This window comes from Cupriavidus sp. 10L43_2 (assembly GCF_056395265.1).
On sequence record NZ_JBFTJE010000018.1, the window covers coordinates 126,797 to 149,017 of the forward strand.

The 22,221-nt window shown below is 62.3% G+C and carries 36 protein-coding genes; 3 read left to right on the top strand and 33 right to left on the bottom strand.

What is annotated here, in order from left to right; all coding sequences use genetic code 11:
- Positions 1 to 68: 68 nt before the first annotated feature.
- Positions 69 to 728, bottom strand: a complete 660-nt coding sequence (locus AC1DEL_RS22315) for a c-type cytochrome (RefSeq protein WP_092299387.1) — start codon at positions 726 to 728, stop codon at positions 69 to 71.
- A 396-nt stretch (positions 729 to 1,124) separates the two neighbouring features.
- Between AC1DEL_RS22315 and yihA the strand changes: the two genes are divergently transcribed.
- From yihA to AC1DEL_RS22330, 3 genes are all read left to right on the top strand, one after another.
- A complete protein-coding gene (yihA, locus tag AC1DEL_RS22320; RefSeq protein ID WP_092299390.1) occupies positions 1,125 to 1,796 on the top strand; it encodes a ribosome biogenesis GTP-binding protein YihA/YsxC in 672 nt (223 codons plus the stop codon).
- A 284-nt stretch (positions 1,797 to 2,080) separates the two neighbouring features.
- The gene (gene hemB / locus AC1DEL_RS22325; protein ID WP_477126243.1) at positions 2,081 to 3,073 is read left to right on the top strand and encodes a porphobilinogen synthase; all 993 of its coding nucleotides are present in this window, start codon (positions 2,081 to 2,083) and stop codon (positions 3,071 to 3,073) included.
- Between the two features lie 9 nt (positions 3,074 to 3,082).
- Positions 3,083 to 4,408, top strand: a complete 1,326-nt coding sequence (locus AC1DEL_RS22330) for a magnesium transporter CorA family protein (RefSeq protein ID WP_477159183.1) — start codon at positions 3,083 to 3,085, stop codon at positions 4,406 to 4,408.
- A 7-nt stretch (positions 4,409 to 4,415) separates the two neighbouring features.
- On the opposite strand, the gene dsbD is transcribed toward AC1DEL_RS22330, so the two are convergent.
- The 32 genes from dsbD to AC1DEL_RS22490 form a co-directional block, all read right to left on the bottom strand.
- Positions 4,416 to 6,344: a protein-disulfide reductase DsbD gene (gene dsbD / locus AC1DEL_RS22335; RefSeq protein WP_477108349.1), complete on the bottom strand. Its 1,929-nt coding sequence runs from the start codon at positions 6,342 to 6,344 to the stop codon at positions 4,416 to 4,418.
- A 52-nt stretch (positions 6,345 to 6,396) separates the two neighbouring features.
- The gene (gene cutA, locus AC1DEL_RS22340) at positions 6,397 to 6,792 is read right to left on the bottom strand and encodes a divalent-cation tolerance protein CutA (RefSeq protein WP_454757376.1); all 396 of its coding nucleotides are present in this window, start codon (positions 6,790 to 6,792) and stop codon (positions 6,397 to 6,399) included.
- Positions 6,793 to 6,899: 107 nt separating this feature from the next.
- Positions 6,900 to 7,295 carry a 50S ribosomal protein L17 gene (gene rplQ / locus AC1DEL_RS22345; RefSeq protein ID WP_011299296.1) on the bottom strand — a complete coding sequence of 132 codons (396 nt, stop codon included), beginning with the start codon at positions 7,293 to 7,295 and terminating at the stop codon, positions 6,900 to 6,902.
- Positions 7,296 to 7,445: 150 nt separating this feature from the next.
- Positions 7,446 to 8,426: a DNA-directed RNA polymerase subunit alpha gene (locus AC1DEL_RS22350; RefSeq protein WP_092299399.1), complete on the bottom strand. Its 981-nt coding sequence runs from the start codon at positions 8,424 to 8,426 to the stop codon at positions 7,446 to 7,448.
- A gap of 175 nt (positions 8,427 to 8,601) precedes the next feature.
- On the bottom strand, positions 8,602 to 9,225 hold the full coding sequence (rpsD, locus tag AC1DEL_RS22355) for a 30S ribosomal protein S4 (RefSeq protein ID WP_092299402.1): 624 nt from the start codon (positions 9,223 to 9,225) through the stop codon (positions 8,602 to 8,604).
- A gap of 291 nt (positions 9,226 to 9,516) precedes the next feature.
- Positions 9,517 to 9,918, bottom strand: a complete 402-nt coding sequence (gene rpsK, locus AC1DEL_RS22360; RefSeq protein ID WP_008642963.1) for a 30S ribosomal protein S11 — start codon at positions 9,916 to 9,918, stop codon at positions 9,517 to 9,519.
- A 24-nt stretch (positions 9,919 to 9,942) separates the two neighbouring features.
- Positions 9,943 to 10,308, bottom strand: coding sequence for a 30S ribosomal protein S13 (gene rpsM, locus AC1DEL_RS22365; RefSeq protein ID WP_092299405.1), 366 nt, complete (start codon positions 10,306 to 10,308; stop codon positions 9,943 to 9,945).
- Between the two features lie 19 nt (positions 10,309 to 10,327).
- Positions 10,328 to 10,444 (bottom strand): 50S ribosomal protein L36, encoded by a 117-nt coding sequence (gene rpmJ, locus AC1DEL_RS22370; RefSeq protein WP_008642959.1) that lies wholly within the window; start codon positions 10,442 to 10,444, stop codon positions 10,328 to 10,330.
- Between the two features lie 32 nt (positions 10,445 to 10,476).
- The gene (infA, locus tag AC1DEL_RS22375; RefSeq protein ID WP_010812378.1) at positions 10,477 to 10,695 is read right to left on the bottom strand and encodes a translation initiation factor IF-1; all 219 of its coding nucleotides are present in this window, start codon (positions 10,693 to 10,695) and stop codon (positions 10,477 to 10,479) included.
- A gap of 25 nt (positions 10,696 to 10,720) precedes the next feature.
- On the bottom strand, positions 10,721 to 12,064 hold the full coding sequence (gene secY / locus AC1DEL_RS22380; protein ID WP_092299408.1) for a preprotein translocase subunit SecY: 1,344 nt from the start codon (positions 12,062 to 12,064) through the stop codon (positions 10,721 to 10,723).
- A gap of 49 nt (positions 12,065 to 12,113) precedes the next feature.
- On the bottom strand, positions 12,114 to 12,548 hold the full coding sequence (gene rplO, locus AC1DEL_RS22385; RefSeq protein WP_092299411.1) for a 50S ribosomal protein L15: 435 nt from the start codon (positions 12,546 to 12,548) through the stop codon (positions 12,114 to 12,116).
- A gap of 22 nt (positions 12,549 to 12,570) precedes the next feature.
- Complete coding sequence (gene rpmD, locus AC1DEL_RS22390; RefSeq protein WP_006160440.1) at positions 12,571 to 12,753, bottom strand: 50S ribosomal protein L30; 183 nt, start codon at positions 12,751 to 12,753, stop codon at positions 12,571 to 12,573.
- 10 nt (positions 12,754 to 12,763) lie between these two features.
- Entirely contained in the window at positions 12,764 to 13,282 is a 519-nt protein-coding gene (gene rpsE / locus AC1DEL_RS22395) for a 30S ribosomal protein S5 (protein ID WP_092299417.1), read from the bottom strand.
- 21 nt (positions 13,283 to 13,303) lie between these two features.
- Positions 13,304 to 13,660 (bottom strand): 50S ribosomal protein L18, encoded by a 357-nt coding sequence (rplR, locus tag AC1DEL_RS22400; RefSeq protein ID WP_092299512.1) that lies wholly within the window; start codon positions 13,658 to 13,660, stop codon positions 13,304 to 13,306.
- Between the two features lie 11 nt (positions 13,661 to 13,671).
- On the bottom strand, positions 13,672 to 14,205 hold the full coding sequence (rplF, locus tag AC1DEL_RS22405) for a 50S ribosomal protein L6 (protein WP_477126245.1): 534 nt from the start codon (positions 14,203 to 14,205) through the stop codon (positions 13,672 to 13,674).
- A gap of 9 nt (positions 14,206 to 14,214) precedes the next feature.
- A complete protein-coding gene (gene rpsH / locus AC1DEL_RS22410; protein WP_092141231.1) occupies positions 14,215 to 14,610 on the bottom strand; it encodes a 30S ribosomal protein S8 in 396 nt (131 codons plus the stop codon).
- Between the two features lie 27 nt (positions 14,611 to 14,637).
- On the bottom strand, positions 14,638 to 14,943 hold the full coding sequence (gene rpsN, locus AC1DEL_RS22415) for a 30S ribosomal protein S14 (RefSeq protein ID WP_092141234.1): 306 nt from the start codon (positions 14,941 to 14,943) through the stop codon (positions 14,638 to 14,640).
- A gap of 9 nt (positions 14,944 to 14,952) precedes the next feature.
- Positions 14,953 to 15,495: a 50S ribosomal protein L5 gene (gene rplE / locus AC1DEL_RS22420; protein ID WP_092299425.1), complete on the bottom strand. Its 543-nt coding sequence runs from the start codon at positions 15,493 to 15,495 to the stop codon at positions 14,953 to 14,955.
- Positions 15,496 to 15,520: 25 nt separating this feature from the next.
- Complete coding sequence (gene rplX, locus AC1DEL_RS22425) at positions 15,521 to 15,829, bottom strand: 50S ribosomal protein L24 (RefSeq protein WP_092299428.1); 309 nt, start codon at positions 15,827 to 15,829, stop codon at positions 15,521 to 15,523.
- Positions 15,830 to 15,838: 9 nt separating this feature from the next.
- Positions 15,839 to 16,207: a 50S ribosomal protein L14 gene (gene rplN, locus AC1DEL_RS22430; RefSeq protein WP_017225233.1), complete on the bottom strand. Its 369-nt coding sequence runs from the start codon at positions 16,205 to 16,207 to the stop codon at positions 15,839 to 15,841.
- Positions 16,208 to 16,486: 279 nt separating this feature from the next.
- A complete protein-coding gene (gene rpsQ, locus AC1DEL_RS22435) occupies positions 16,487 to 16,765 on the bottom strand; it encodes a 30S ribosomal protein S17 (RefSeq protein WP_092299431.1) in 279 nt (92 codons plus the stop codon).
- Entirely contained in the window at positions 16,762 to 16,956 is a 195-nt protein-coding gene (rpmC, locus tag AC1DEL_RS22440) for a 50S ribosomal protein L29 (protein WP_092299434.1), read from the bottom strand. The genes rpsQ and rpmC overlap by 4 nt, the downstream gene beginning before the upstream one ends.
- Positions 16,957 to 16,967: 11 nt before the next feature.
- On the bottom strand, positions 16,968 to 17,384 hold the full coding sequence (gene rplP / locus AC1DEL_RS22445) for a 50S ribosomal protein L16 (protein WP_006576240.1): 417 nt from the start codon (positions 17,382 to 17,384) through the stop codon (positions 16,968 to 16,970).
- Positions 17,385 to 17,386: 2 nt separating this feature from the next.
- Positions 17,387 to 18,196: a 30S ribosomal protein S3 gene (rpsC, locus tag AC1DEL_RS22450; RefSeq protein WP_441593427.1), complete on the bottom strand. Its 810-nt coding sequence runs from the start codon at positions 18,194 to 18,196 to the stop codon at positions 17,387 to 17,389.
- 9 nt (positions 18,197 to 18,205) lie between these two features.
- A complete protein-coding gene (gene rplV, locus AC1DEL_RS22455) occupies positions 18,206 to 18,535 on the bottom strand; it encodes a 50S ribosomal protein L22 (RefSeq protein WP_010812393.1) in 330 nt (109 codons plus the stop codon).
- Between the two features lie 9 nt (positions 18,536 to 18,544).
- A complete protein-coding gene (gene rpsS, locus AC1DEL_RS22460; RefSeq protein WP_092299440.1) occupies positions 18,545 to 18,820 on the bottom strand; it encodes a 30S ribosomal protein S19 in 276 nt (91 codons plus the stop codon).
- Positions 18,821 to 18,842: 22 nt separating this feature from the next.
- Positions 18,843 to 19,673 carry a 50S ribosomal protein L2 gene (gene rplB / locus AC1DEL_RS22465; RefSeq protein WP_092299443.1) on the bottom strand — a complete coding sequence of 277 codons (831 nt, stop codon included), beginning with the start codon at positions 19,671 to 19,673 and terminating at the stop codon, positions 18,843 to 18,845.
- A 2-nt stretch (positions 19,674 to 19,675) separates the two neighbouring features.
- A complete protein-coding gene (gene rplW / locus AC1DEL_RS22470) occupies positions 19,676 to 19,990 on the bottom strand; it encodes a 50S ribosomal protein L23 (RefSeq protein WP_092299446.1) in 315 nt (104 codons plus the stop codon).
- Positions 19,987 to 20,607, bottom strand: coding sequence for a 50S ribosomal protein L4 (gene rplD / locus AC1DEL_RS22475; protein ID WP_092299449.1), 621 nt, complete (start codon positions 20,605 to 20,607; stop codon positions 19,987 to 19,989). Before rplD ends, rplW begins: the two co-directional genes overlap by 4 nt.
- Positions 20,608 to 20,619: 12 nt before the next feature.
- Positions 20,620 to 21,270, bottom strand: a complete 651-nt coding sequence (gene rplC, locus AC1DEL_RS22480; RefSeq protein WP_092299452.1) for a 50S ribosomal protein L3 — start codon at positions 21,268 to 21,270, stop codon at positions 20,620 to 20,622.
- A 369-nt stretch (positions 21,271 to 21,639) separates the two neighbouring features.
- On the bottom strand, positions 21,640 to 21,948 hold the full coding sequence (gene rpsJ / locus AC1DEL_RS22485; RefSeq protein WP_006160488.1) for a 30S ribosomal protein S10: 309 nt from the start codon (positions 21,946 to 21,948) through the stop codon (positions 21,640 to 21,642).
- A gap of 81 nt (positions 21,949 to 22,029) precedes the next feature.
- The coding region (locus AC1DEL_RS22490; RefSeq protein WP_477126246.1) for an EF-Tu C-terminal domain-related protein at positions 22,030 to 22,221 on the bottom strand (192 nt) is incomplete at its 5' end.

A 22,221-nucleotide genomic window follows, 5' to 3' on the forward strand; every position in this document is an offset into this window, starting at 1 on the left:
CTCTTCGATTGTTGCCCGCGCGTCCGGTTCACCGCTGGAGGTGCCGTGGCGCGTGGGCCGGTACGACTTTAACGGACGCCAGCGACGTAATCCGCCACGGCCTTGATCTCGGCATCCGACATCCTGGCTGTGATCGTGCTCATGACCGAATTATTCTTACGGGTGCCCTGGCGGAACGCCACCAGCTGCGCTTCGGTGTATTCAGAATACTGGCCGCCGATGCGCGGGTACTGGGCCGGGATGCCGGCGCCGGTCGGGCCATGGCAGGCCGCGCACGCGGGCACGCCCTTGGCCGCGATACCGCCGCGGTAGATCTTCTGCCCGGCCTCGATCGTATCCTTGTTCTTCGCCGTGGCCGGCTTCAGCTGCTGCTTGGCCAGGTACGCACCGACGTCCTTCATTTCCTGATCGCTCAGGGCGGAGGCATACGGCGTCATGATGGCGTTAGTACGCGTCTTGGCCTTGAAATCGGAGAGTTGCTTGTGGGTGTACTCAGCCTGCTGGCCTGCCAGCTTGGGATTGGCGGCCGCGCCGCTATTGCCGGCGGCGCCGTGGCAGGAGAGACATGCGGGAACATTGCGATCGGGCGCGCCCTGGGTGTACAGCGTTTCGCCCTTGGCGGGATCAGCCTTGGCGGCGGCCTGCTCTGCGGCAGATGCCAGCCCTGTCATCGCGGCGGCCGGAACAGCCAGCGCCATGACTCCCAGAAGTTTCGCAATGCGGTTCATTCGCACACACCTTGTCAGAATTGTTATGAACACCGTAATGCATGCCGATCTGCCCCTGCTGGCGGTGAGGACGCGCCTTATTGCAAGGGCCTGAGCATCGTGCATCCGATCATGATGGAACGGGATACACGAAGGTGCCCCGGACCGGACAGGACACCCTGCACTACAACCCGCAAGGATGCCACACGTCACCCGCTCAGGAGACCGTAAACCGGGTTATTGTACAATAAATCGCTTTCCGGATTGACTTGGCTCAGGTCTTGGCCCTGCCCGTGTGGCACCGGCGCACCAGCCGTCCCGGCTCCCCTTCCCGCGGCGCGAGCATTCCGCCCGCGCGCCCACGGCGCGCGCGCTCGTCCGCCTCAACGCCTCACCGTGCTTCAACGCACCACCCGCATGTCGCTCCTACACCAGGCTCGCTTCTTTATTACCGTCAACCACCTCCGCGACCTGCCCGCCACGGCCGTCCCCGAGGTGGCCTTCGCCGGCCGCTCCAACGCCGGCAAGTCGACGGCCATCAACATCCTGTGCAACCAGAAGCGGCTCGCGTTCTCCTCGCGCACGCCCGGGCGCACGCAGCACATCAACTATTTCTCGGTGGCGCCGGTGAAGGTACCGGACCCGCAGGCCTTCCTCGTCGACCTGCCCGGCTACGGCTACGCCGAGGTGTCCGGTTCGGCCAAGTTCCACTGGCAGGGCCTGCTGTCCGACTACGTCCAGACGCGCCAGCAACTGGCCGGCCTGGTGCTGATGATGGACGCGCGGCGCCCCTTCACGGATCTCGACTGCCAGATGGTGGAGTGGTTCCTGCCCACGCGGCGGCCGATCCATGTGCTGCTGACCAAGGCCGACAAGCTCACGAACAATGAAAACGCCAACGCCCTGCGCGAGACGCGTCGCATCCTGGCCGAGTACTCGACCCAGATGGACAATCCCCCGCCGATGAGCGCCCAGCTGTTCTCGAGCCTCAAGCGTCGCGGCATCGAGGAAGCCCAGCGCGTAGTGGCCGGATGGTTGTCCTTGCCCGAGGCCCAGCCGCCCGTGGCCCCGGAGGCGCCCGCCGCCTGAGCCGGCGGGCTGCCATCGAACCGTTAAAAAAAAAAAGCCCCGTTGCAAGCAACGGGGACGAACTTTCCCACCGGTTCAGGGCGGGTACCCGCTCAGGGAGGAGTAGCGGGGGACACCCGCGCTGCGCGAAGCAACACAAGGTGTCCGCGAGTATGATAGCGGGCAGGCACAAAAGTTTAGTTTTTCTTTCGGCGCGCGATCGAGATGGCTGGCCGCGGGGTTTCGCGGTGACGCGCGCCCCGCATTCGTCCCGCTTCCGTTCAGAAATCTGCCTCGATCCCGACATGTCCACTTTCCCCGAGTACCGCCCCCGCCGCATGCGTCGCGACGACTTTTCGCGCCGTCTGATGCGTGAAAATCGTCTCTCGCCCGACAACCTGATCTACCCGGTTTTCATCCTGGAAGGCCAGAACCAGCGCCAGCAAGTGGCGTCGATGCCCGGCGTGGAGCGCGTGTCGGTGGACTTGCTGCTGCCTATCGCCGAAGACTGCGTGAAGCTCGGCATTCCGGTGATCGCGCTGTTCCCTGTGATCGATCCGTCGATCAAGACGCCTGATGGCATCGAGGCCACGCGCCTCGAAGGCCTGGTGCCGCGTGCGGTGCGCGCGCTGAAGAACCGCTTCCCCGAACTGGGCGTGCTGACCGACGTGGCGCTGGACCCGTACACCAGCCACGGCCAGGACGGCGTGCTCGATGACAACGGGTATGTGATCAACGACATTACGGTCGAGATCCTGGTCAAGCAGGCACTCGTGCAGGCTGAGGCCGGCGTGGATATCGTCGCGCCGTCCGACATGATGGATGGTCGCATCGGCGCCGTGCGTGCGGCGCTGGAAGACGCCGGGCACATCCACACGCGCATCATGGCGTACTCGGCCAAGTATGCGTCGGCGTTCTACGGCCCGTTCCGCGACGCGGTGGGCTCGGCGGCCAATCTGGGCAAGGGCAACAAGATGACCTACCAGATGGACCCCGCCAACACGGACGAGGCGCTGCGCGAAGTGGCCCAGGACATCCTGGAGGGCGCCGACATGGTCATGGTGAAGCCCGGCATGCCCTACCTGGACATCGTGCGGCGCGTGAAGGACGAGTTCCGCTTCCCGACTTACGTCTATCAGGTGAGCGGCGAGTACGCCATGCTCAAGGCGGCGGCGCAGAACGGCTGGCTGGACCACGACAAGGTCATGATGGAGTCGCTGCTGGCGTTCCGTCGCGCCGGCGCCGATGGCATCCTGACCTATTTCGCGCGCGACGCCGCGCGGCTGCTGGCCGGCTGATACCCTCGCATGCAACTGCTTGGCTTCTCGGCCAGCCAGGTCCATCCACTGGCCACGCTGGACGAGGCCCACGACTTCCTGGCCGGCAACGCCGCCGCGCGCTTTGTCTGGGCCGACTTTCTCTTCGACGAAGTCAGCCCGGCGCCGGCCGCGTGGCGCGATCGTCTGGCGGGCCTGACCGGCTCGCCGATCCACGACCTGCACCTGGTCGATGCCATCAATCCCACGCATCCGTCGTTCTTCGACACGACCAATGCGTACGACATGATGATCTTCCGCAAGCTCACGTTTGAAACGAGCAGGCTCTTCGCGGAAGCCGACGCTGCGCACGCTGGCGCCGGCGGGGTTGGCGCAGCAGTGAGTACGCCCGGAGCCTCGGTTATGCCGGCGGCGGGGATGGCTGCCGTGGCGGGCTCGCCTGCGGCAACCGTGCCAGTGGCGCCTGCTGCGCCACCCGCCGCCGCGCCGCAGAAGCCCGCGCGCAAGTATCCGGCCGGCTTCCTGCCGGCGCTGGCCCGCATCGACACCCAGCCCGTGACCTTCTTCGTCTTCGACAGCGTGCTGGTGACGGTGCGCCCCGGGCCCTCCYGGACCGTCGACCAGGTCCGGCAGCGGCTGCTCGAATTGTGCGGCGCCCCTCGGCCTGCCTCCGCGCGCCCCAATGGGCAGACATCGCTCGTGCACGGCGTGCGGCCGCCCACGCGCCCCGAGGACCTGATGCTGCGGCTGCTCAATGCGATGGTGGACCGCTACCTCGACCTGCGCGCACCGCTCACCCGCCAACTAGACCGCTGGCAGCGCGCCCTGCTTAGCACCCAGAAGAACTTCTCGAGCTGGGAAGGTCTGCTCGACGCCCGGATCCAATTGCGCCGGCTCGAGCACCTGAGCGAGGAGCAGCGCGACGCGCTCCAGGAATTCCGCGACAGCCTGCTCGACAATCGCTACAGCAGTAACGATCCTGCCGTCGGCGACGGCGGCGAAGGCACGGTGGTGGCGGGCCGCGATGAGGTCCTGCTGGTCCGCATCGCAGACCTGATGGAGCACATCCTGCGCGTACTGGCCCACGCCCGGCGACTGGAGGACTCGATCGAGTCGGCAGTGCAGATCCACTTCTCGGCAGTGGCCCATCGGACCAATCGCACCATGCGCACGCTGACCGTCATCACCGCGCTGTTCATGCCGCTGACCCTGATTACCGGCGTCTTCGGCATGAATTTCGACCGAATGCCGTGGCTGCGGGAGGCGAACGGGTTCTGGTGGTCGATCGGCCTGATGGGCGGCGTGGTGGCCACCATCGGCGCGATCTGGGCCATTGGCCGCTGGCTGGACCGCTGACGCTGGTTCAGGTACGCGTCTTGGGGCCGAGCGCGCGCTCGAGGCTGTCCAGGAAGCGCGTGGCCGTCTGATAGCCGATCACGCGGACCGGGCGCTCGCGCCCATCAGGGCCGAACAGGATGATCCCAGGGGGCCCGAATAGCCCGAAACGCTTCAGCAGCGCGCGGTCGTCGGCATTGTTGGCGGTGACGTCCGCCTGCAACAGAACGACGTCGGTAAGCCTGGCGCGCACCTTCGCATCCGGAAAAGTCAGTTTCTCCATTTCCTTGCAACTCACGCACCAGTCGGCATAGAAGTCGAGCAACACCGGCCGACCACTGGCGGCTGCCTGCGCCACGCGGGCGTCGAGTTCTGCCACCGAACGGACGCGCTCGAATCGAATGTGATCCGCACGCGCCTGCGGTGCGGTACCCGAAGTCACCACCCCGAGGTGGGACAGCGGCTGCAACGGATCCCGTCCGCCCGAGGCGAGCCCCACCAGCTGGATCGCACCCGCCAGCGCGGCCAGCAGGCCCAGGCCCTTGCCCAGCCGCATCAGTCCGCGCGGGTCGGGGCCAAGCGCATCGAAAGCTCCCAGATAGACCGCCGCCACGATTAGCAGCGCGGCCCAGGCAACCATCACGGCCCACACCGGCGCCACGGGCGTCACCATCCAGAGCGCGACGCCAAGTAGCAGAAATCCGAAAAAGCGCTTGGTAGCCTCCATCCACTTGCCCGCACGGGGCAGCAGGTTGCCAGCACCCACGCCCACCAGCACGAGGGGCACCCCCATGCCAATGGCCATTGCGAAGAGCGCCGCACCGCCGGTGAACGCATCGCCAGTCTGGGCGATATAGGCCAGCGCACCGGCCAGTGGCGCGGTCACGCACGGGCCGACGATCAGTGCCGAAATCGCCCCCATGGCCGCCGCGCCGAAAATCTGGCCGCTCTGGCGCTGGTTTGAGGATGCCGTGAGCCGTGTCTGCCAGCGCTGGGGCAGTTGCAGTTCATAGAGGCCGAACATCGACAGCGCGAGCGCCACCATCAGCGCGGCGAATGCGCCTAGCACCCACGGGTTCTGCAGCGCGGCGGAAAGCCCTTCGCCGGCGAGGCCGGCCGCCACGCCCACAGCGGTGTAGACCACCGCCATCCCCAGCACGTAGGCTAGAGAGACTAGCAGCGCCCGACCGCGCGTCACATGCTCGCCCACAACGATCGACGACAGGATAGGCACCATCGGCAACACGCACGGCGTGAAGGTCAGCAGGAGCCCCAGTCCGAAGAACAGCGCGGCGATGAGACCCAGATTGCGGCTTGCCAGCGCCCCGGCAATGCGATCGTTGTCATCCCGCAGTGCGACGGCCCCGGATGTGACCGGCGGCGCCTTAGCGGATGCAGCAGGCTGGTCAGGCGTTGCCGGCGCCTGCGTGGAAGGTGCGGGTGTCGTACGGTCGCCGAACAGGTTGCCGAGCACCGACCCGCCCACCTTGTAAATGCTCTCCATCGGCGGATAGCAGAGCCCCTTGTCCGCGCAGCCCTGCGAGGTCACGACCAGCGACCAGCGGCCATCGGCGGGGGCCTGGACCACAGGCACGCGCACCACCACGCTGCCGCGATAGGTCTCCATGTCCTTGCCGAAGGTCTCGTCGAAATGAACCTGGCCCTGCGGCAACACCGGCGGCCCGAGCTTGATCGTGGCCGGCTGGGTGGCGAACGCAAACCGCTCGCGGTACATGTAGTAGCCATCGGCCACATCGAAGCGGACTTCGATGGTCTGCGGGTCCACCTGCTTCGCCGCGAACCGGAATGCCTTCTCGGGCGGCAGGAAATCCTCCTCGGTCGCGGCATGGGCCACGCGCCCGAGCATCAGGCAGGCGCACAGCATCAGCAGCATTGCGACGATTTGCCGCACCCGCCGACCCTGCATTTGCCATTCCGCAACGGCGTTCCACCCCATGCCGATGCCCGTTCCCGTCGATCCCATGTCGCTTTTCCGATTCTTCAAAGTGTTAGCGCGGCGCGTTGGCGTCGCCAGTGGGCATGCCGCTGGCTTCCTCCCGCACCCACGCCAGATACGGCGCAAATCCTGCTCCAACCGGCCACGCGACGAGCTCCGGCACATCATAAGGATGCTCGGCGCGGATCACCGCCTCGAGGGCCGCATACTGGGCGCGCGTGGTCTTGATCAGCAACGGCCATTCCTGCGCCTGCTCCAGCTTGCCCTGCCACCAGTACTCGGACTGGCACGGCGCGAGCCGGTTCACGCAGGCCGCCACGCGGGCCTCCAGCACTGCCCGTGCCAGGCGCGCCGCCGAGGCCTCGTCTGGCAGGTTCGTCATCGCCACGAGCACCGATTCTGCCGCCTCGCCGGTCGGCTGGATATGAGCGGATTCTGAAACGGTCATGTCATTCTCGGAAAACGTCGCCAAAAACAAAAGAGCCAGGCAAAAGCCTGGCTCAATTGTAAAGCGGTGCTCGATTGCCCGTCAGCGAGGACGGGCACGGCTATCACTTATTCCGCAGCTTCTTCAGCCGGGGCTTCGGTGATTTCCGGACGATCCACCAGTTCGACCAACGCCATCGGCGCGTTGTCGCCCTGACGGAAGCCGAACTTCAGGATACGGGTGTAGCCGCCCGGACGAGCGTTGTAGCGCGGGCCCAGTTCGGTGAACAGCTTGGTGACCATGTCGCGGTCGCGCAGACGGGCGAAAGCCAGACGGCGGTTGGCAACGGTGTCCTTCTTGGCCAGCGTGATGAGCGGCTCGACAACCTTGCGCAGTTCCTTGGCCTTGGGCAGGGTGGTCTTGATCAGCTCGTGCTGGAACAGCGAGTTGGACATGTTGCGCAGCATCGCGAGACGGTGCGACGAGGTGCGGTTCAGTTTCCGCAAACCATGACGGTGACGCATGATGATTCCTTTCGATTTCAGTGTTTGACCAGCTCTTCTATCGCCAATGCAAAGGCACGGGCGCGGGCCGGTAGTGCTTCAATGCCGCAGGCAACATGCCCTTGGCGCGATGACAGGCGGGACCCCGTTGCCGGAATCCCGCGCCGCCAATTACTTCTCCAGACCTGCGGGCGGCCAGTTCTCGAGCTTCATGCCGAGCGTCAGGCCACGGGAGGCGAGGACTTCCTTGATCTCGTTCAGCGACTTGCGACCCAGGTTCGGGGTCTTGAGCAGTTCGTTCTCGGTACGCTGGATCAGATCGCCGATGTAGTAGATGTTTTCGGCCTTCAGGCAGTTGGCCGAACGCACCGTCAGCTCGAGGTCGTCCACCGGACGCAGCAGGATCGGATCGATCTGCGGCGTGCGGCTCGAGGCGGCCTCGGCGGCCGACTCGGTACCTTCCAGCGCGGCGAACACCGACAGCTGGTCAACCAGGATGCGGGCCGACTGACGAATCGCTTCCTCGGGCGAGATCACGCCGTCGGTTTCGATGTTCATCACCAGCTTGTCCAGGTCGGTACGCTGTTCCACACGAGCGGATTCCACGGCGTACGACACGCGGCGGACCGGCGAGAACGACGCGTCCAGCACGATGCGGCCGATGACCTTGCCCGACTCGTCGCCGAACTTGCGCACGTTGCCCGGCACGTAGCCGCGGCCTTGCTCGACCTTGATCTGCATGTCCAGCTTGCCGCCGGCAGACAGATGGGCGATCACGTGACCCGGGTTGATGATCTCGACGTCGTGCGGCAGCTCGATATCGGCAGCCGTGACAACGCCTTCGCCATCCTTGCGCAGCGACACCGTGACTTCGTCGCGGTTGTGCAGCTTGAACACCACGCCCTTCAGGTTGAGGAGCAGGTTGACGACGTCTTCTTGCACGCCATCGATGGTGGAATACTCGTGGACCACCCCAGCGATCGTGACTTCGGTCGGGGCATAGCCGACCATCGACGACAGCAGCACGCGACGCAGGGCGTTACCGAGCGTATGGCCGTAGCCGCGCTCGAACGGCTCCATCACGACTTTGGCGTGATGGTCGCCAAGCGGTTCGACGGCGATGATTTTTGGCTTGAGGAGTGCTGTTTGCATTAGGTTGTCCTTTTCAATACCCTCGGCTCGTTACACCGATAAGGCTGACGTTTGGAACCCGAAAATCCCATCGCACGATGGGCAATAAGCCCGGCGCGCCAAACGGCGCGTCGGGCTGAAAGCGAAGCCTTGCGGTAGGGGCAAGCGCTGAATCGTCCGATGATCGGTTCGGCGATTAACGCGAATACAATTCGACGATCAGGCTTTCGTTGATATCGCCCGAAATATCGGTGCGATCCGGAGCTTGCTTGAAGGTGCCTTCGAACTTCTTCGAATCCACGGCCACCCAGGTCGGGAAACCCGACTGCTCGGCCAGCGACAGTGCTTCAGCGATACGCACTTGCTTCTTCGACTGTTCGCGCACGGTGATGATGTCGCCCGACTTGATCTGGGCCGACGGCACGTTCATGGCAATGCCGTTCACCAGGATCGCCTTGTGCGACACGAGCTGACGCGCTTCAGCGCGGGTCGAGCCGAAGCCCATGCGGTACACGACGTTGTCCAGGCGCGATTCCAGCAGTTGCAGCAGGTTTTCACCCGTGTTGCCCTTGCGGCGGTCGGCTTCGGCGAAGTAGCGGCGGAACTGACGTTCGAGCACGCCGTAGATACGCTTGACCTTCTGCTTTTCACGCAGCTGGTTGCCGTAGTCGGACGTACGGGCACCCGAGGTGCGGCCGTGTTGGCCAGGCTTGCTGTCCAGCTTGCACTTGTCGGCCAGCGAGCGACGGGCGCTCTTCAGGAACAGATCTGTGCCTTCGCGGCGGGAAAGTTTGGCCTTCGGGCCGGTATAACGTGCCACTTTATCTTCCTTTGATCGATCGCGACGCCATTCGGACGCGCCGCGAGTCCGTCATCTGCATGTGACGGACGGTGGGCTTATGGTTCTTCATCCGCAGCGGCCTGGGCCACGCGGAGGCAACGCAAAAGCATGACGATCGCCCACACCGAGTGCGCCGGTTACCTGGCACCCTGCAAAGCGTGAACGCAAAACGAAAACCTGCCGCAATGAATTGCAGCAGGTCAACGCGCGATATTACCACATCTCGGGGACGAGCGAGAAACCCTGCTCGCCTCCGGACCAACCGGGCGCTTAGATACGGCGGCGCTTCGGCGGACGGCAGCCGTTGTGCGGCACCGGCGTCACATCTTCAATCACGGCGATCTTGATGCCCAGCGCGTTCAGTGCACGGACAGCCGATTCGCGGCCAGGACCGGGGCCCTTGATGCGCACTTCCAGGTTCTTGATACCCTGGTCTTGCGCCACGCGGCCGGCGTTCTCGGCAGCAACCTGGGCAGCGAAGGGGGTCGACTTGCGCGAACCCTTGAAGCCCTGGCCACCGGCGGTCGCCCACGACAGGGCGTTACCCTGACGGTCGGTGATCGTGATGATGGTGTTGTTGAACGAAGCGTGGACGTGCGCAATGCCGTCGGCAACGTTCTTCTTGACCTTCTTACGCGCGCGCTGGGCGGCGTTGTTCGGACCTTTTGCCATTAGTTTCTTCCTATGCCTTCGGCTTTACTTCTTCAGAGCCACGCCGGCCTTACGCGGACCCTTGCGGGTGCGGGCGTTCGTGCGGGTACGCTGGCCGCGCATCGGCAGGCCCCTGCGGTGACGGACGCCACGATAGCAACCAAGGTCCATCAGACGCTTGATGTTCATCGTGGTTTCACGACGCAGGTCACCCTCGACCGTGACCTTGCCCACTTCGTCACGAAGCTTTTCCAGGTCGGCGTCGGTCAGGTCCTTGACCTTCTTGTCAAACGGAACACCGGTGGCCTCGCAAATCTTGCGAGCGCGCGAGCGGCCAACACCGTAAATAGCCGTCAGGCCGATTTCGGTATGCTTATGGTTCGGGATGTTAACCCCTGCGATACGTGCCATTCGTCAATCCTCTTTCCGATTAGCCTTGGCGTTGCTTGTGGCGGGGATCCGACGAGCAGATCACGCGCACGACACCGTTGCGCTTGATAATTTTGCAGTTACGGCAAATGCGCTTCACAGAAGCCAGCACTTTCATGATTTTCCTCTTTCCTTCAATTCCTGTTCGCTTCACTTCGTCCGGAAGACGATGCGTGCGCGTGACAGATCATATGGGGTCAGCTCGACAGTCACCTTGTCACCCGGAAGTATCCGGATGTAGTTCATTCGCATCTTGCCCGAGATATGCCCGAGTACTACGTGGCCGTTCTCCAACTTGACGCGGAACGTCGCGTTGGGGAGATTTTCCAGGACCTCCCCTTGCATCTGGATGACGTCGTCTTTTGCCATACCTAGAGCCTGTTCCGACCCGGCATCAACGCAAGGTCAGATTACCCTTGAAATTCGCCTTCTTCAGCAGCGACTCATACTGTTGCGACATGACATAGGACTGTACCTGGGCCATGAAGTCCATCGTGACGACCACGATGATCAGCAGCGAGGTTCCGCCGAAATAGAACGGAACGTTCCAGCGCAGCACCAGGAATTCCGGCAACAGGCAGACCAGTGTGATGTAAATCGCACCAGCCAGCGTCAGGCGCACCAGGATCTTGTCGATATAGCGCGTCGTTTGCTCGCCCGGACGGATGCCCGGAATGAAGGCACCGCTTTTCTTCAGGTTATCCGCAACTTCCCGGCTGTTGTACACCAGAGCCGTATAGAAGAAGCAGAAGAAAACAATTGCAGCAGCGTACAGCAGGATGTAGACCGGCTGGCCCGGCGACAGCGTAGCGGCCAGGTCCTTGATGAACCGTCCCACCGCGCCCGTCGACTCGGACGTAAACCAGCCCGCGATCGTCGCCGGGAACAGGATGATCGACGATGCGAAGATCGGCGGAATCACCCCTGCCATGTTCAGCTTCAGCGGCAGGTGCGACGACTGACCGCCGTACACCTTGTTGCCGACCTGACGCTTGGCATAGTTCACCAGGATCTTGCGCTGACCCCGCTCGACAAACACCACGGCGAAGGTCACACCGACCACGATCGCTACGATGACAATCGCTGCGAACGCGCTCATGGACCCCGTGCGGACCAGTTCGAACAGTCCGCCGATCGCGTTGGGCAGGCCCGCCGCGATACCGCCGAAGATGATGATCGAGATGCCGTTGCCCAGACCACGCTCGGTGATCTGCTCACCCAGCCACATCAGGAACATCGTACCGGTCACCAGCGTGATCACCGCCGTCGCCCGGAACATCAGGCCCGGATCGATGACCAGACCCGGCTGCGACTCCAACGCGACCGCAATCGACAGCGCCTGGAACGTGGCCAGAACCACCGTGCCGTAACGCGTGTACTGCGTGATCTTGCGTTGCCCTGCCTGCCCTTCCTTCTTCAGCGTCTCCAGCTGCGGCAGCACGATCGTCAGCAATTGCATGATGATCGACGCCGAGATGTACGGCATGATGCCGAGCGCGAAGACGGTAAAGCGCGACAGCGCACCGCCCGAGAACAGGTTGAACATCCCGAGGATGCCACCCGACTGACTCTGGAAAAGCTTCGCGAGCTGTTCCGGATCGATTCCCGGCACCGGAATATGTGCACCGATGCGGTAGACGATCAGGGCCAGCACCAGGAACATCAGCCGGCGCTTCAAATCGCCGTACTTCGCCGTGTTCCTAGCCTGCGCGCTTGCATTGGGTTTCGCCGTGGCCAAACGATGCTCCGACTGTGACTTCGCCTATGCTGCGAATACTGCTGCAGAATTACTCAGCGATCTGGCCGCCAGCGGCTTCGATCGCGGCCTTGGCACCAGCGGTGGCGCCCAGACCCTTGATCGTTACCTTGCGGGTCAGTTCGCCAGCCTTGATGACCTTGGCGTTCTTGACCAGGTCGCCCACCAGGCCAGCTTGCTTCAGGACCAGCAGGTCCACTTCAGCAGCTTCCAGGCGTTCGATGTCACGCAGGGTCACCTCGGCGTTGAACGCCTTGGTCAGCGAGGTAAAACCACGCTTCGGCAGGCGACGATACAGCGGCATCTGGCCGCCTTCGAAACCCACCTTGTGGAAGCCGCCCGAACGCGACTTCTGACCCTTGTGACCACGACCGGCGGTCTTGCCCAGGCCGGAACCGATACCACGGCCGACGCGACGCTTGGCGTGCTTCGAACCGTCGGCCGGCTTCAGGTTATTCAATTGCATGTTGCTCTCCAAGTCCCCGGGATCAGGCCAGAACCTTCACCAGGTACGAGACCTTGTTGATCATGCCGCGCACGGCGGGCGTGTCCTGCAGCTCCGACACCGAGTTGATGCGGCGCAGGCCCAGGCCACGAACGGTGGCGCGGTGATCCTCGCGCGTGCCGATCAGGCTGCGCACGAGTTGCACTTTTACGGTTTGTTGCGACATTTCGTTCACCTTAGCCGAGGATGTCTTCAACCGACTTGCCGCGCTTGGCAGCGATTTCCGCCGGCGTGCTCATCTTTTGCAGACCATCGATGGTGGCGCGAACCATGTTGTACGGGTTCGTCGAACCGTGCGACTTGGTCACCACGTTCGTCACGCCCATCACTTCGAAGATTGCGCGCATCGGGCCGCCGGCGATCACGCCGGTACCTTCCTTGGCGGGCATCATCAGCACCTTGGCAGCGCCGTGCTTGCCGATGACTTCGTGTTGCAGCGTGCCGTTCTTGAGCGAAACCTTCACCATCTTGCGACGGGCTTCGTCCATTGCCTTCTGCACGGCCACCGGAACTTCCTTGGCCTTGCCCTTGCCCATGCCGATGCGGCCATCGCCGTCACCGACCACGGTCAGCGCAGCGAAACCGAGAATCCGGCCACCCTTCACCACCTTGGTGACACGGTTGACCGAGATCATCTTCTCGCGGAGGCCGTCGTCGCGTTCGTCCTGCTGGACTTTTGCTTGCATCTTTGCCATGACGTATCTCTCTTTGTGCGCTTAGAACTTGAGGCCGGCTTCGCGCGCAGCGTCAGCCAGGGCCTTCACGCGGCCGTGGAAGCGGAAGCCACCACGATCGAACGCGACGGTTTCCACGCCGGCTGCACGGGCCTTCTCGGCCACGCGCTTGCCAACCACGGTGGCGGCGGCAACAGTCGCGCCGCTGCCGGTCAGTTCCTTGCGCACTTCTGCTTCGGCGGTCGAGGCCGATGCCAGCACTTGCGTGCCGCACGGCGAGTACACCTGAGCGTAAATGTGCGAATTCGTACGAAACACGGTCAGACGATTGACTTTCAGTTCCGCGATTTTGGCGCGGGTCTGACGTGCACGGCGCAAACGAGCGTCTTTCTTGTTCATCATTGCACCCCTTACTTCTTCTTGGTTTCTTTCAGGATGACGCGCTCGTCAGCGTAGCGAACACCCTTGCCCTTGTAGGGCTCAGGCGGACGGTACGCGCGAACTTCAGCGGCAACCTGACCGACTTTCTGCTTGTCCGCACCCTTGATGATGATCTCGGTCTGCGTCGGCGTTTCCGCCTTCACGCCTTCCGGCATCTCATGGATCACGTCATGCGAGAAACCAAGCTGGAGCTTCAGCGCAGCGCCTTGCAGCTGGGCACGATAGCCCACGCCAACGAGGTTCAGCTTACGCTCGAAACCAGTGGTCACGCCCTTGACCATGTTTGCCGCCAGGGCGCGCATGGTGCCTTGCAGGGCATTTGCTTCACGCGATTCGTCAACCGGCGCGAAAGCCAGCGTGTCGTTCTCGACACTGACCTTGACCAGGTTGTGAATCGGCTGGGACAGCGTGCCGAGCGGGCCCTTCACGGAGAGCACGCCAGCCGCCACATTCACTTCCGCGCCTTTCGGCAGCGAGATGGGAGCCTTACCTACACGGGACATGTTTGCTCCTTAAGCGACGTAGCAGAGAACTTCGCCGCCCACGCCGGTGGCACGTGCCTTGCGGTCGGTCATCAGACCCTGGGGGGTCGAGATGATCGCAACACCGAGGCCGTTCATCACCTGGGGGATCTCGCTACGGCCCTTGTACACGCGCAGGCCGGGCTTCGAGACGCGCTCAATGCGCTCGATGACCGGACGGCCGGCATAGTACTTCAGACCGATGCTCAGTTGTGCCTTGCCGCCTTCTTCCTGCACTGCGAAGTCGTCGATGTAGCCTTCGTCCTTCAGGACCTTGGCGATCGCCGCTTTCAGCTTCGACGAGGGCATGACCACCGACGCCTTCTGCACGCCTTGGGCGTTGCGGATGCGCGTCAGCATATCGGCGATAGGATCGCTCATGCTCATACTGTTTCTCCTGTAGCCTGTGCGTAATTACCAGCTGGCTTTCGTCAGACCCGGAATTTCGCCCTTGAAGGCGATTTCGCGGATCTTGTTACGCGCCAGGCCAAACTTGCGGAAGGTACCGCGGGGACGACCGGTGATCGCGCAGCGATTACGCTGGCGGGTCGGATTCGCGTTGCGCGGGAGCTGTTGCAGCTCCAGACGCGCCAGATAGCGCTCTTCTTCCGACTTTTCTTGGTCGTCAATAATGGCCTTGAGGTTTGCGCGCTTGGCGGCGTACTTCGCCACCAGCTTGGCGCGCTTCTTCTCACGTTCAATCAGAGCCAGTTTAGCCACGGTAACCCCTTAATTGCGGAACGGGAACTTGAACGCGTTCAGGAGAGCCTTGGCTTCCTCGTCGTTCTTTGCCGTCGTCGTGATGCTGATGTTCAGACCACGCAGTGCGTCGATCTTGTCGTACTCGATTTCGGGGAAAATGATCTGCTCTTTCACACCGATGTTGTAGTTGCCACGGCCGTCAAACGAACGACCCGACACACCACGGAAGTCACGCACGCGCGGCAGGGCCACGGTCACGAAACGATCGAGAAATTCGAACATGCGCTCGCCACGCAGGGTCACCATCGCACCGATGGGGTAGCCCTGGCGGATCTTGAAACCGGCGATGGCCTTCTTGGCCTTCGTCACAACCGGCTTCTGACCAGCGATCTTGGTCAGGTCGCCCACGGCCAGTTCAATGACCTTCTTGTCATTGATGGCTTCGCCAAGACCCATGTTCAGGGTGATCTTGGTGATACGCGGCACTTCCATGACCGACTTGTAACCGAACTGCTCCATGAGCGCCGGCACAACCTTCTCTTTGTAAAACTCTTGCAGACGTGCTGCCATGCTCAACTCCTATCTGTGCCCAGAATCAAGCGGCCACGACGGCGCCGGTCGACTTCAGGAAGCGCACGCGCTTACCCTCTTCAACCTTGATGCCGACGCGCGACGGCTTGCCATTGGCATCCACGAGCGCAACGTTGGAAATATGCAGCGGCATGACCTTGTCGACCACACCACCGGTGGTGCCCAGCATCGGGTTCGGGCGAGCGTGCTTCTTGGCAACGTTCACACCTTCCACAACGACCTTGTCGCCGAGCATGGCTTGCACGGTACCGCGCTTGCCCTTGTCTTTGCCGGTCAGGACGATGACTTCGTCGCCTTTACGAATCTTGTTCATGGCGGCTCCTTACAGCACTTCCGGTGCGAGCGACACGATCTTCATGAAGCGCTCGGTACGGAGTTCACGAGTCACCGGCCCGAAAATACGGGTGCCGATCGGCTCGAGCTTGGTGTTCAGCAGGACAGCGGCATTGCTGTCGAACTTGACGAGCGAACCGTCTGCACGGCGCACGCCCTTGGCGGTACGTACAACGACGGCGTTGTAGATATCGCCCTTCTTTACGCGACCGCGCGGCGCTGCGTCCTTGACGGTCACCTTGATGATGTCGCCCACGCTCGCATAGCGGCGCTTGGACCCACCCAGCACTTTGATGCACAGCACTTCGCGCGCACCAGTGTTATCGGCCACTTCGAGCCGGCTTTCTGTCTGAATCATGGTGTTATCTTCCCAACTTAATCCGCCGGATTTCTCAAGATGGAAGTCCGCCGGTCAGTCTTGGTCCCGTCGGCCCCGGCTTTACGCCAGTACCGCTTGGGTTGATCAACTTGGAAGTCGGTAGTCACCAGGCAGCCCGGACAACTCCAGGACCACCAGGCCTTGGCTCGCTTCAGAGGTACGCCGTGTTGGTGAAGCTTCGACGAACGCTACAAAGCGGAAGTCCAGGATTATAGCAACATAACCCTGGACTTGCAAGTCAGCGAAGAACTGTTGTTCTTAGATGACGCGCGCAGCTTCTACCAGCCGGGAAACCACCCAGGACTTGGTCCGCGACAGCGGACGCGATTCCTGGATCTCGACCTTGTCGCCTTCCTTGTACTGGTTGGCTTCGTCGTGTGCGTGGTACTTCTTCGAACGCAGCACGTACTTGCCGTACAGAGGATGCTTGACGCGGTTTTCGATCAGGACCGTAACGGTCTTGTCCATCTTGTCGCTAACGACACGGCCTACGAGAGTCCGGCGAAGCGACGTTTCAGTCTTTGCAGCTTCAGTCATTTCGCGTCTGCCTTTTCGCTCAGCACGGTTTGCACACGCGCGATGTCCTTGCGCACCTTCTTCAGCTGGCTGGTGTTCTGCAGCTGTTGGGTGGCCTTTTGCATGCGCAGGCTAAATTGGGCCTTCAGAAGCTCGGAGAGCTCCTGGTTCAGCCCTGCGGCGTCCTTGCCGCGAAGTTCGGATGCTTTCATCCCTGCTCTCCTTACGTCCCGACCTGACGCACCACGAAATTCGTGGCGATCGGCAGCTTGGCGGCCGCGAGGCGGAACGCCTCACGTGCCAGCTCTTCGCTCACGCCATCCATTTCGTACAGCATCTTGCCCGGCTGAATTTCAGCCACGTAGTATTCCGGATTGCCCTTGCCGTTACCCATACGGACTTCGGCGGGCTTCTTCGAGATCGGCTTATCCGGGAAAATCCGGATCCAGATGCGGCCGCCACGCTTGATGTGACGGGTCATCGCACGACGGGCCGACTCGATCTGGCGCGCGGTCAGACGACCACGGCCCATTGCCTTCAGGCCGAATTCGCCGAAAGACACGGCGTTGCCACGGGTAGCCTTACCCGTGTTGCGGCCTTTCTGCTCCTTGCGATACTTCCTACGCTTCGGTTGCAGCATTCTTATTCTCCACTCTTCGCATCGCCAGGCGCAGCGCGGCGACCAGCGCCAGCGCCAGCACCTGCACCACCGCGGCGGTTGCCACCCGGACGGCCACCTTCGCCTTCACGGCGACGGCCTTCCGGACGACCCGGGCGACGACGACGGTCTTCTTGAGGCTCTTCCACCACAGGCGCGTCATTGCGGCCCAGGTAGTCGCCCTTGTAGACCCACACCTTGACACCGATGATGCCGTAGGTGGTTTCGGCTTCGGAGAAGCCGTAGTCGATGTCGGCGCGCAGGGTGTGCAGGGGCACACGRCCTTCRCGRTACCAYTCGGTACGWGCGATTTCGATACCGTTCAGACGACCCGAGCTCATGATCTTGATACCCTGGGCACCGAGGCGCATCGCGTTCTGCATCGCGCGCTTCATGGCGCGGCGGAACATGATACGGCGCTCGAGCTGCTGGGTGATCGAGTCGGCGATCAGCTGCGCATCGGTTTCCGGCTTGCGGATTTCCTCGATGTTCACGTGCACGGGCACACCCATGCGGCGTTGCAGCTCGGCCTTGAGCAGTTCGATGTCCTCACCCTTCTTGCCAATCACCACGCCCGGACGCGAGCTATAAATGGTGAGACGGGCATTGCGGGCAGGACGCTCGATCACGACGCGGCCAACCGATGCGTTCTTGAGCTTCTTCTTCAGGAACTCGCGAACTTCGATGTCTTCTTTCAGCATGCCGGCGAACTTCGTGTTGTTGGCGTACCAACGCGAAGCCCAGTTACGGCTGACGGCCAGACGGAAGCCAGTCGGATGAATCTTCTGTCCCATCGTGACTCCTTAGTTGCCGAGCGTCACAGTGATGTGACAGGTTTGTTTCTCGATGCGGTTGCCGCGGCCCTTTGCCCGTGCCGTGAAGCGCTTGAGCGAGGTTGCCTTGTCGACGAAGATCGATTTGACCTTCAGCTCGTCGATGTCGGCGCCTTCGTTATGCTCGGCGTTGGCGATGGCCGATTCGACCACCTTCTTCACGATCCCGGCAGCCTTTTTCGGGCTGAACGTCAGGACGTTGAGCGCACGCTCGATCGGCAGACCGCGGATCTGGTCAGCAACCAGACGCGTCTTCTGGGCGGAGATACGGGCACCGCGATGAATCGCTTTCACTTCCATGATGGCACCTTACCTCTTGGCTTTCTTGTCAGCCGCGTGGCCCTTGAACGTGCGCGTGAGCGCAAATTCGCCGAGCTTGTGGCCAACCATGTTTTCCGTAACGTACACCGGCACGTGTTGACGGCCGTTGTGAACGGCGATCGTCAGGCCAATGAACTCCGGCAGAATGGTCGAGCGACGCGACCAAGTCTTGATGGGTTTCTTATCCTTGCCGCCTGCAGCCGTTTCCACCTTCTTCAGCAGGTGGGCGTCACAGAACGGACCCTTTTTTGCGGAACGTGTCATGTTCTAGGCTCCTACCTACCGATTAACGCTTGTGGCGCTTCTGCACGATCATGCTGGCAGTGCGCTTGTTGCTGCGGGTACGGTAACCCTTGGCCGGGGTACCCCACGGCGAAACCGGATCGCGACCAGCGGCGGTCTTGCCTTCACCACCACCGTGCGGGTGATCCACCGGGTTCATCACCACGCCGCGGACGGTCGGGCGAATACCGCGCCAACGCGTCGCACCGGCCTTGCCGATGACGCGCAGGCTGTGCTCTTCGTTACCCACTTCACCAACGGTGGCGCGGCACTCGATGTGCACGCGACGCACTTCGCCGGAGCGCAGACGCACCTGGGCGTACACGCCTTCGCGGGCCAGCAGCACAGCGGAACCACCAGCAGCGCGGGCGATTTGCGCACCCTTGCCAGGCAGCATTTCCACGTTGTTGATCGTGGTACCGACCGGGATGTTGCGGATCGGCAGGTTGTTACCGGCCTTGATCGGCGCTTCCGAGCCGTTCATCAGCGGCTGGCCAGCCACCATGCCCTTCGTGGCAATGATGTACCGGCGCTCGCCGTCGGCGAACAGCACGAGCGCGATGTTGGCGCTACGGTTCGGATCGTATTCCAGGCGCTCGACCTTGGCGGGGATGCCGTCCTTGTCGTTGCGCTTGAAGTCGACCACGCGATAGTGGTGCTTATGACCACCGCCCTTGTGGCGGGTGGTGATATGACCATTGTTGTTACGGCCCGACTTCTGGAATTGCTTTTCCAGCAGCGGAGCGTGCGGGGCGCCCTTGTGCAGGTCGTTGTTCACGACCTTCACCATCGAGCGGCGGCCCGGGGAAGTCGGCTTGGTCTTGACGAGTGCCATGATTACTTGGCCTCCGCTTCAAAATTGATTTCCTGACCCGGCTTCAGCGACACGTAAGCTTTCTTTACGTGGTTGCGACGGCCCATGAAGCGGCCAAAGCGCTTTTGCTTGCCCTTCTGGTTCAGGATCTGAACGGACTGCACCTCGACCTTGAACAGCAGTTCGACGGCTGCGCGCACTTCTGCCTTGTTGGCATCGCGAGCCACTTCGAACACGACCTGTTCATTCTTGTCGGCGACCAGGGTTGCCTTTTCGGAAACCACCGGCGCGAGCAGCACCTGCATCAAACGATGATCGTTCTTGGCTACTTGCGTCATTTCAGCAACTCCTCGATCTGCGCGACGGCGGCCTTGGTCACGAGCACCTTCTTGTAGTGCACGAGCGACAGCGGGTCAGCCTGGCGCGGCTCCACGACTGCCACGTGGGGCAGATTGCGCGAAGCCAGGTAGAGGTTCTCGTCGAGGCTGTCGGTGATGATCAGCACCGAGTCCAGGCCCATGGCCTTGAACTTGTCGGCCAAGAGCTTGGTCTTGGGCGCGTCGACAGTGAAACCGTCCACCACGTTGATACGACCTTCACGTGCGAGCTGCGAGTAAATCGAGCGCATACCGGCACGGAACATCTTCTTGTTGACCTTCTGGGTGAAGTTCTCTTCCGGCGAATTCGGGAAGATACGACCACCCCCGCGCCACAGCGGCGAGGAAGACATACCGGCACGAGCACGGCCCGTACCCTTCTGGCGCCACGGCTTCTTGGTCGTGTGCTTGACCTCTTCACGATCCTTCTGCTTACGGTTACCGCTACGCGCGTTGGCCTGGTAAGCGACGACGATCTGGTGAACGAGGGCTTCGTTGTAGTCACGGCCGAACACTTCAGGCGACGCGGCAACGCCGGCGCCGATCTGGCCGTTGTCCTGGAGGAGCTTGAGTTCCATTACATGCGCTCCTTAAGCTTTGGCTTTGGCCTTGACGGCCGGGGTAACGACGACCTTGCCGCCCTTGGAGCCAGGAATGGCGCCCTTGACCAGCAGCAGCTTGCGCTCTGCGTCGATCTTGGCGATTTCCAGGTTCTGGACGGTGCGGGTGACATCACCCAGGTGACCGGTCATGCGCTTGCCGGGGAACACACGGCCCGGATCCTGCGCCATACCGATGGAACCCGGCACGTTGTGCGAACGCGAGTTACCGTGGGAGGCACGACCCGATGCGAAGTGATAGCGCTTGATGGTACCGGCGTAGCCCTTACCGATGCTCACGCCCTGCACGTCGATCTTCTGGCCAACCTGGAACAGGTCGACGGAGAGCGAGCTGCCAGCTTGCAGCTCGGCAGCCTTGGCTGCATCGATGCGGAATTCTTTGATGACTTCACCGGCTTCCACGCCGGCTTTGGCGAGGTGACCCGCCAGCGGCTTGGTAACGCGGCTTGCGCGGCGGCTGCCGAAGGTGACTTGAACGGCGGTATAACCGTCGGTCTCGTCCGTCTTGATTTGCGTCACGCGGTTGTCGCCGACCTCGACCACGGTAACGGGAATCGAATCACCGTCGTCCGTGAAAATACGGGTCATGCCAACCTTGCGACCTACAAGGCCAAGGCTCATGGTTTGCTCCATTCCCAGCTGCGATTGGCCGGGGCTGATTGATACACGAAAACTGTGCGATGTGCGGGTTGCGCGAAAAGGATTGCGCACGACCAAAACGGTCCCCACTACCCGGATAAACGGGTAGCCTTACACTATATCGCAGTAGTTTGGAAAGGGCAACATGCACGGCGCCTTTTCTTGAGGGTGCTGGCCCTTTTTTGCCGGGAAGGGGACGATTTCCGCACTTCCCGGTAAATTTCGGCACGTTGCGGGCCGATGCAGGCGCCATCCGGGCAGAACACGTGTTGCCCGGAAGCAAAAACGGCGAACTTGCGTCCGCCGTTCTGTGCTGCAGCGGGCCGGAGGACCGGCCCGGGTCAGGCAAGCTTACACCTTGATCTCGACGTCCACGCCGGCCGGCAGGTCCAGCTTCATCAGCGCGTCGACGGTCTTGTCCGTCGGGTCGACGATGTCCATCAGGCGCTGGTGGGTGCGGATCTCGAACTGATCGCGGCTGGTCTTGTTGACGTGCGGCGAACGCAGGATGTCAAAACGCTGGATGCGGGTCGGCAGGGGCACCGGGCCCTTGACGATCGCGCCCGTGCGCTTGGCGGTATCCACGATTTCGGCTGCCGACTGGTCGATCAGGCGATAGTCGAAAGCCTTCAGGCGGATACGGATCTTCTGGTTCTGCATGATATTTCCTTGAAAGAGCGATGAGCGCGTGCGCCCAGATAAAAGGGGACATGCCCGAGGACATGTCCCAGGAACAATTGCTTAGTCGAGGATCTTTGCCACGACGCCGGCGCCGACGGTACGACCGCCTTCACGGATAGCGAAGCGCAGACCTTCTTCCATGGCGATCGGGGCGATCAGCTTGACCGTGATCGACACGTTGTCGCCCGGCATGACCATTTCCTTGTCCGCCGGCAGCTCGATCGAGCCGGTCACGTCGGTCGTACGGAAGTA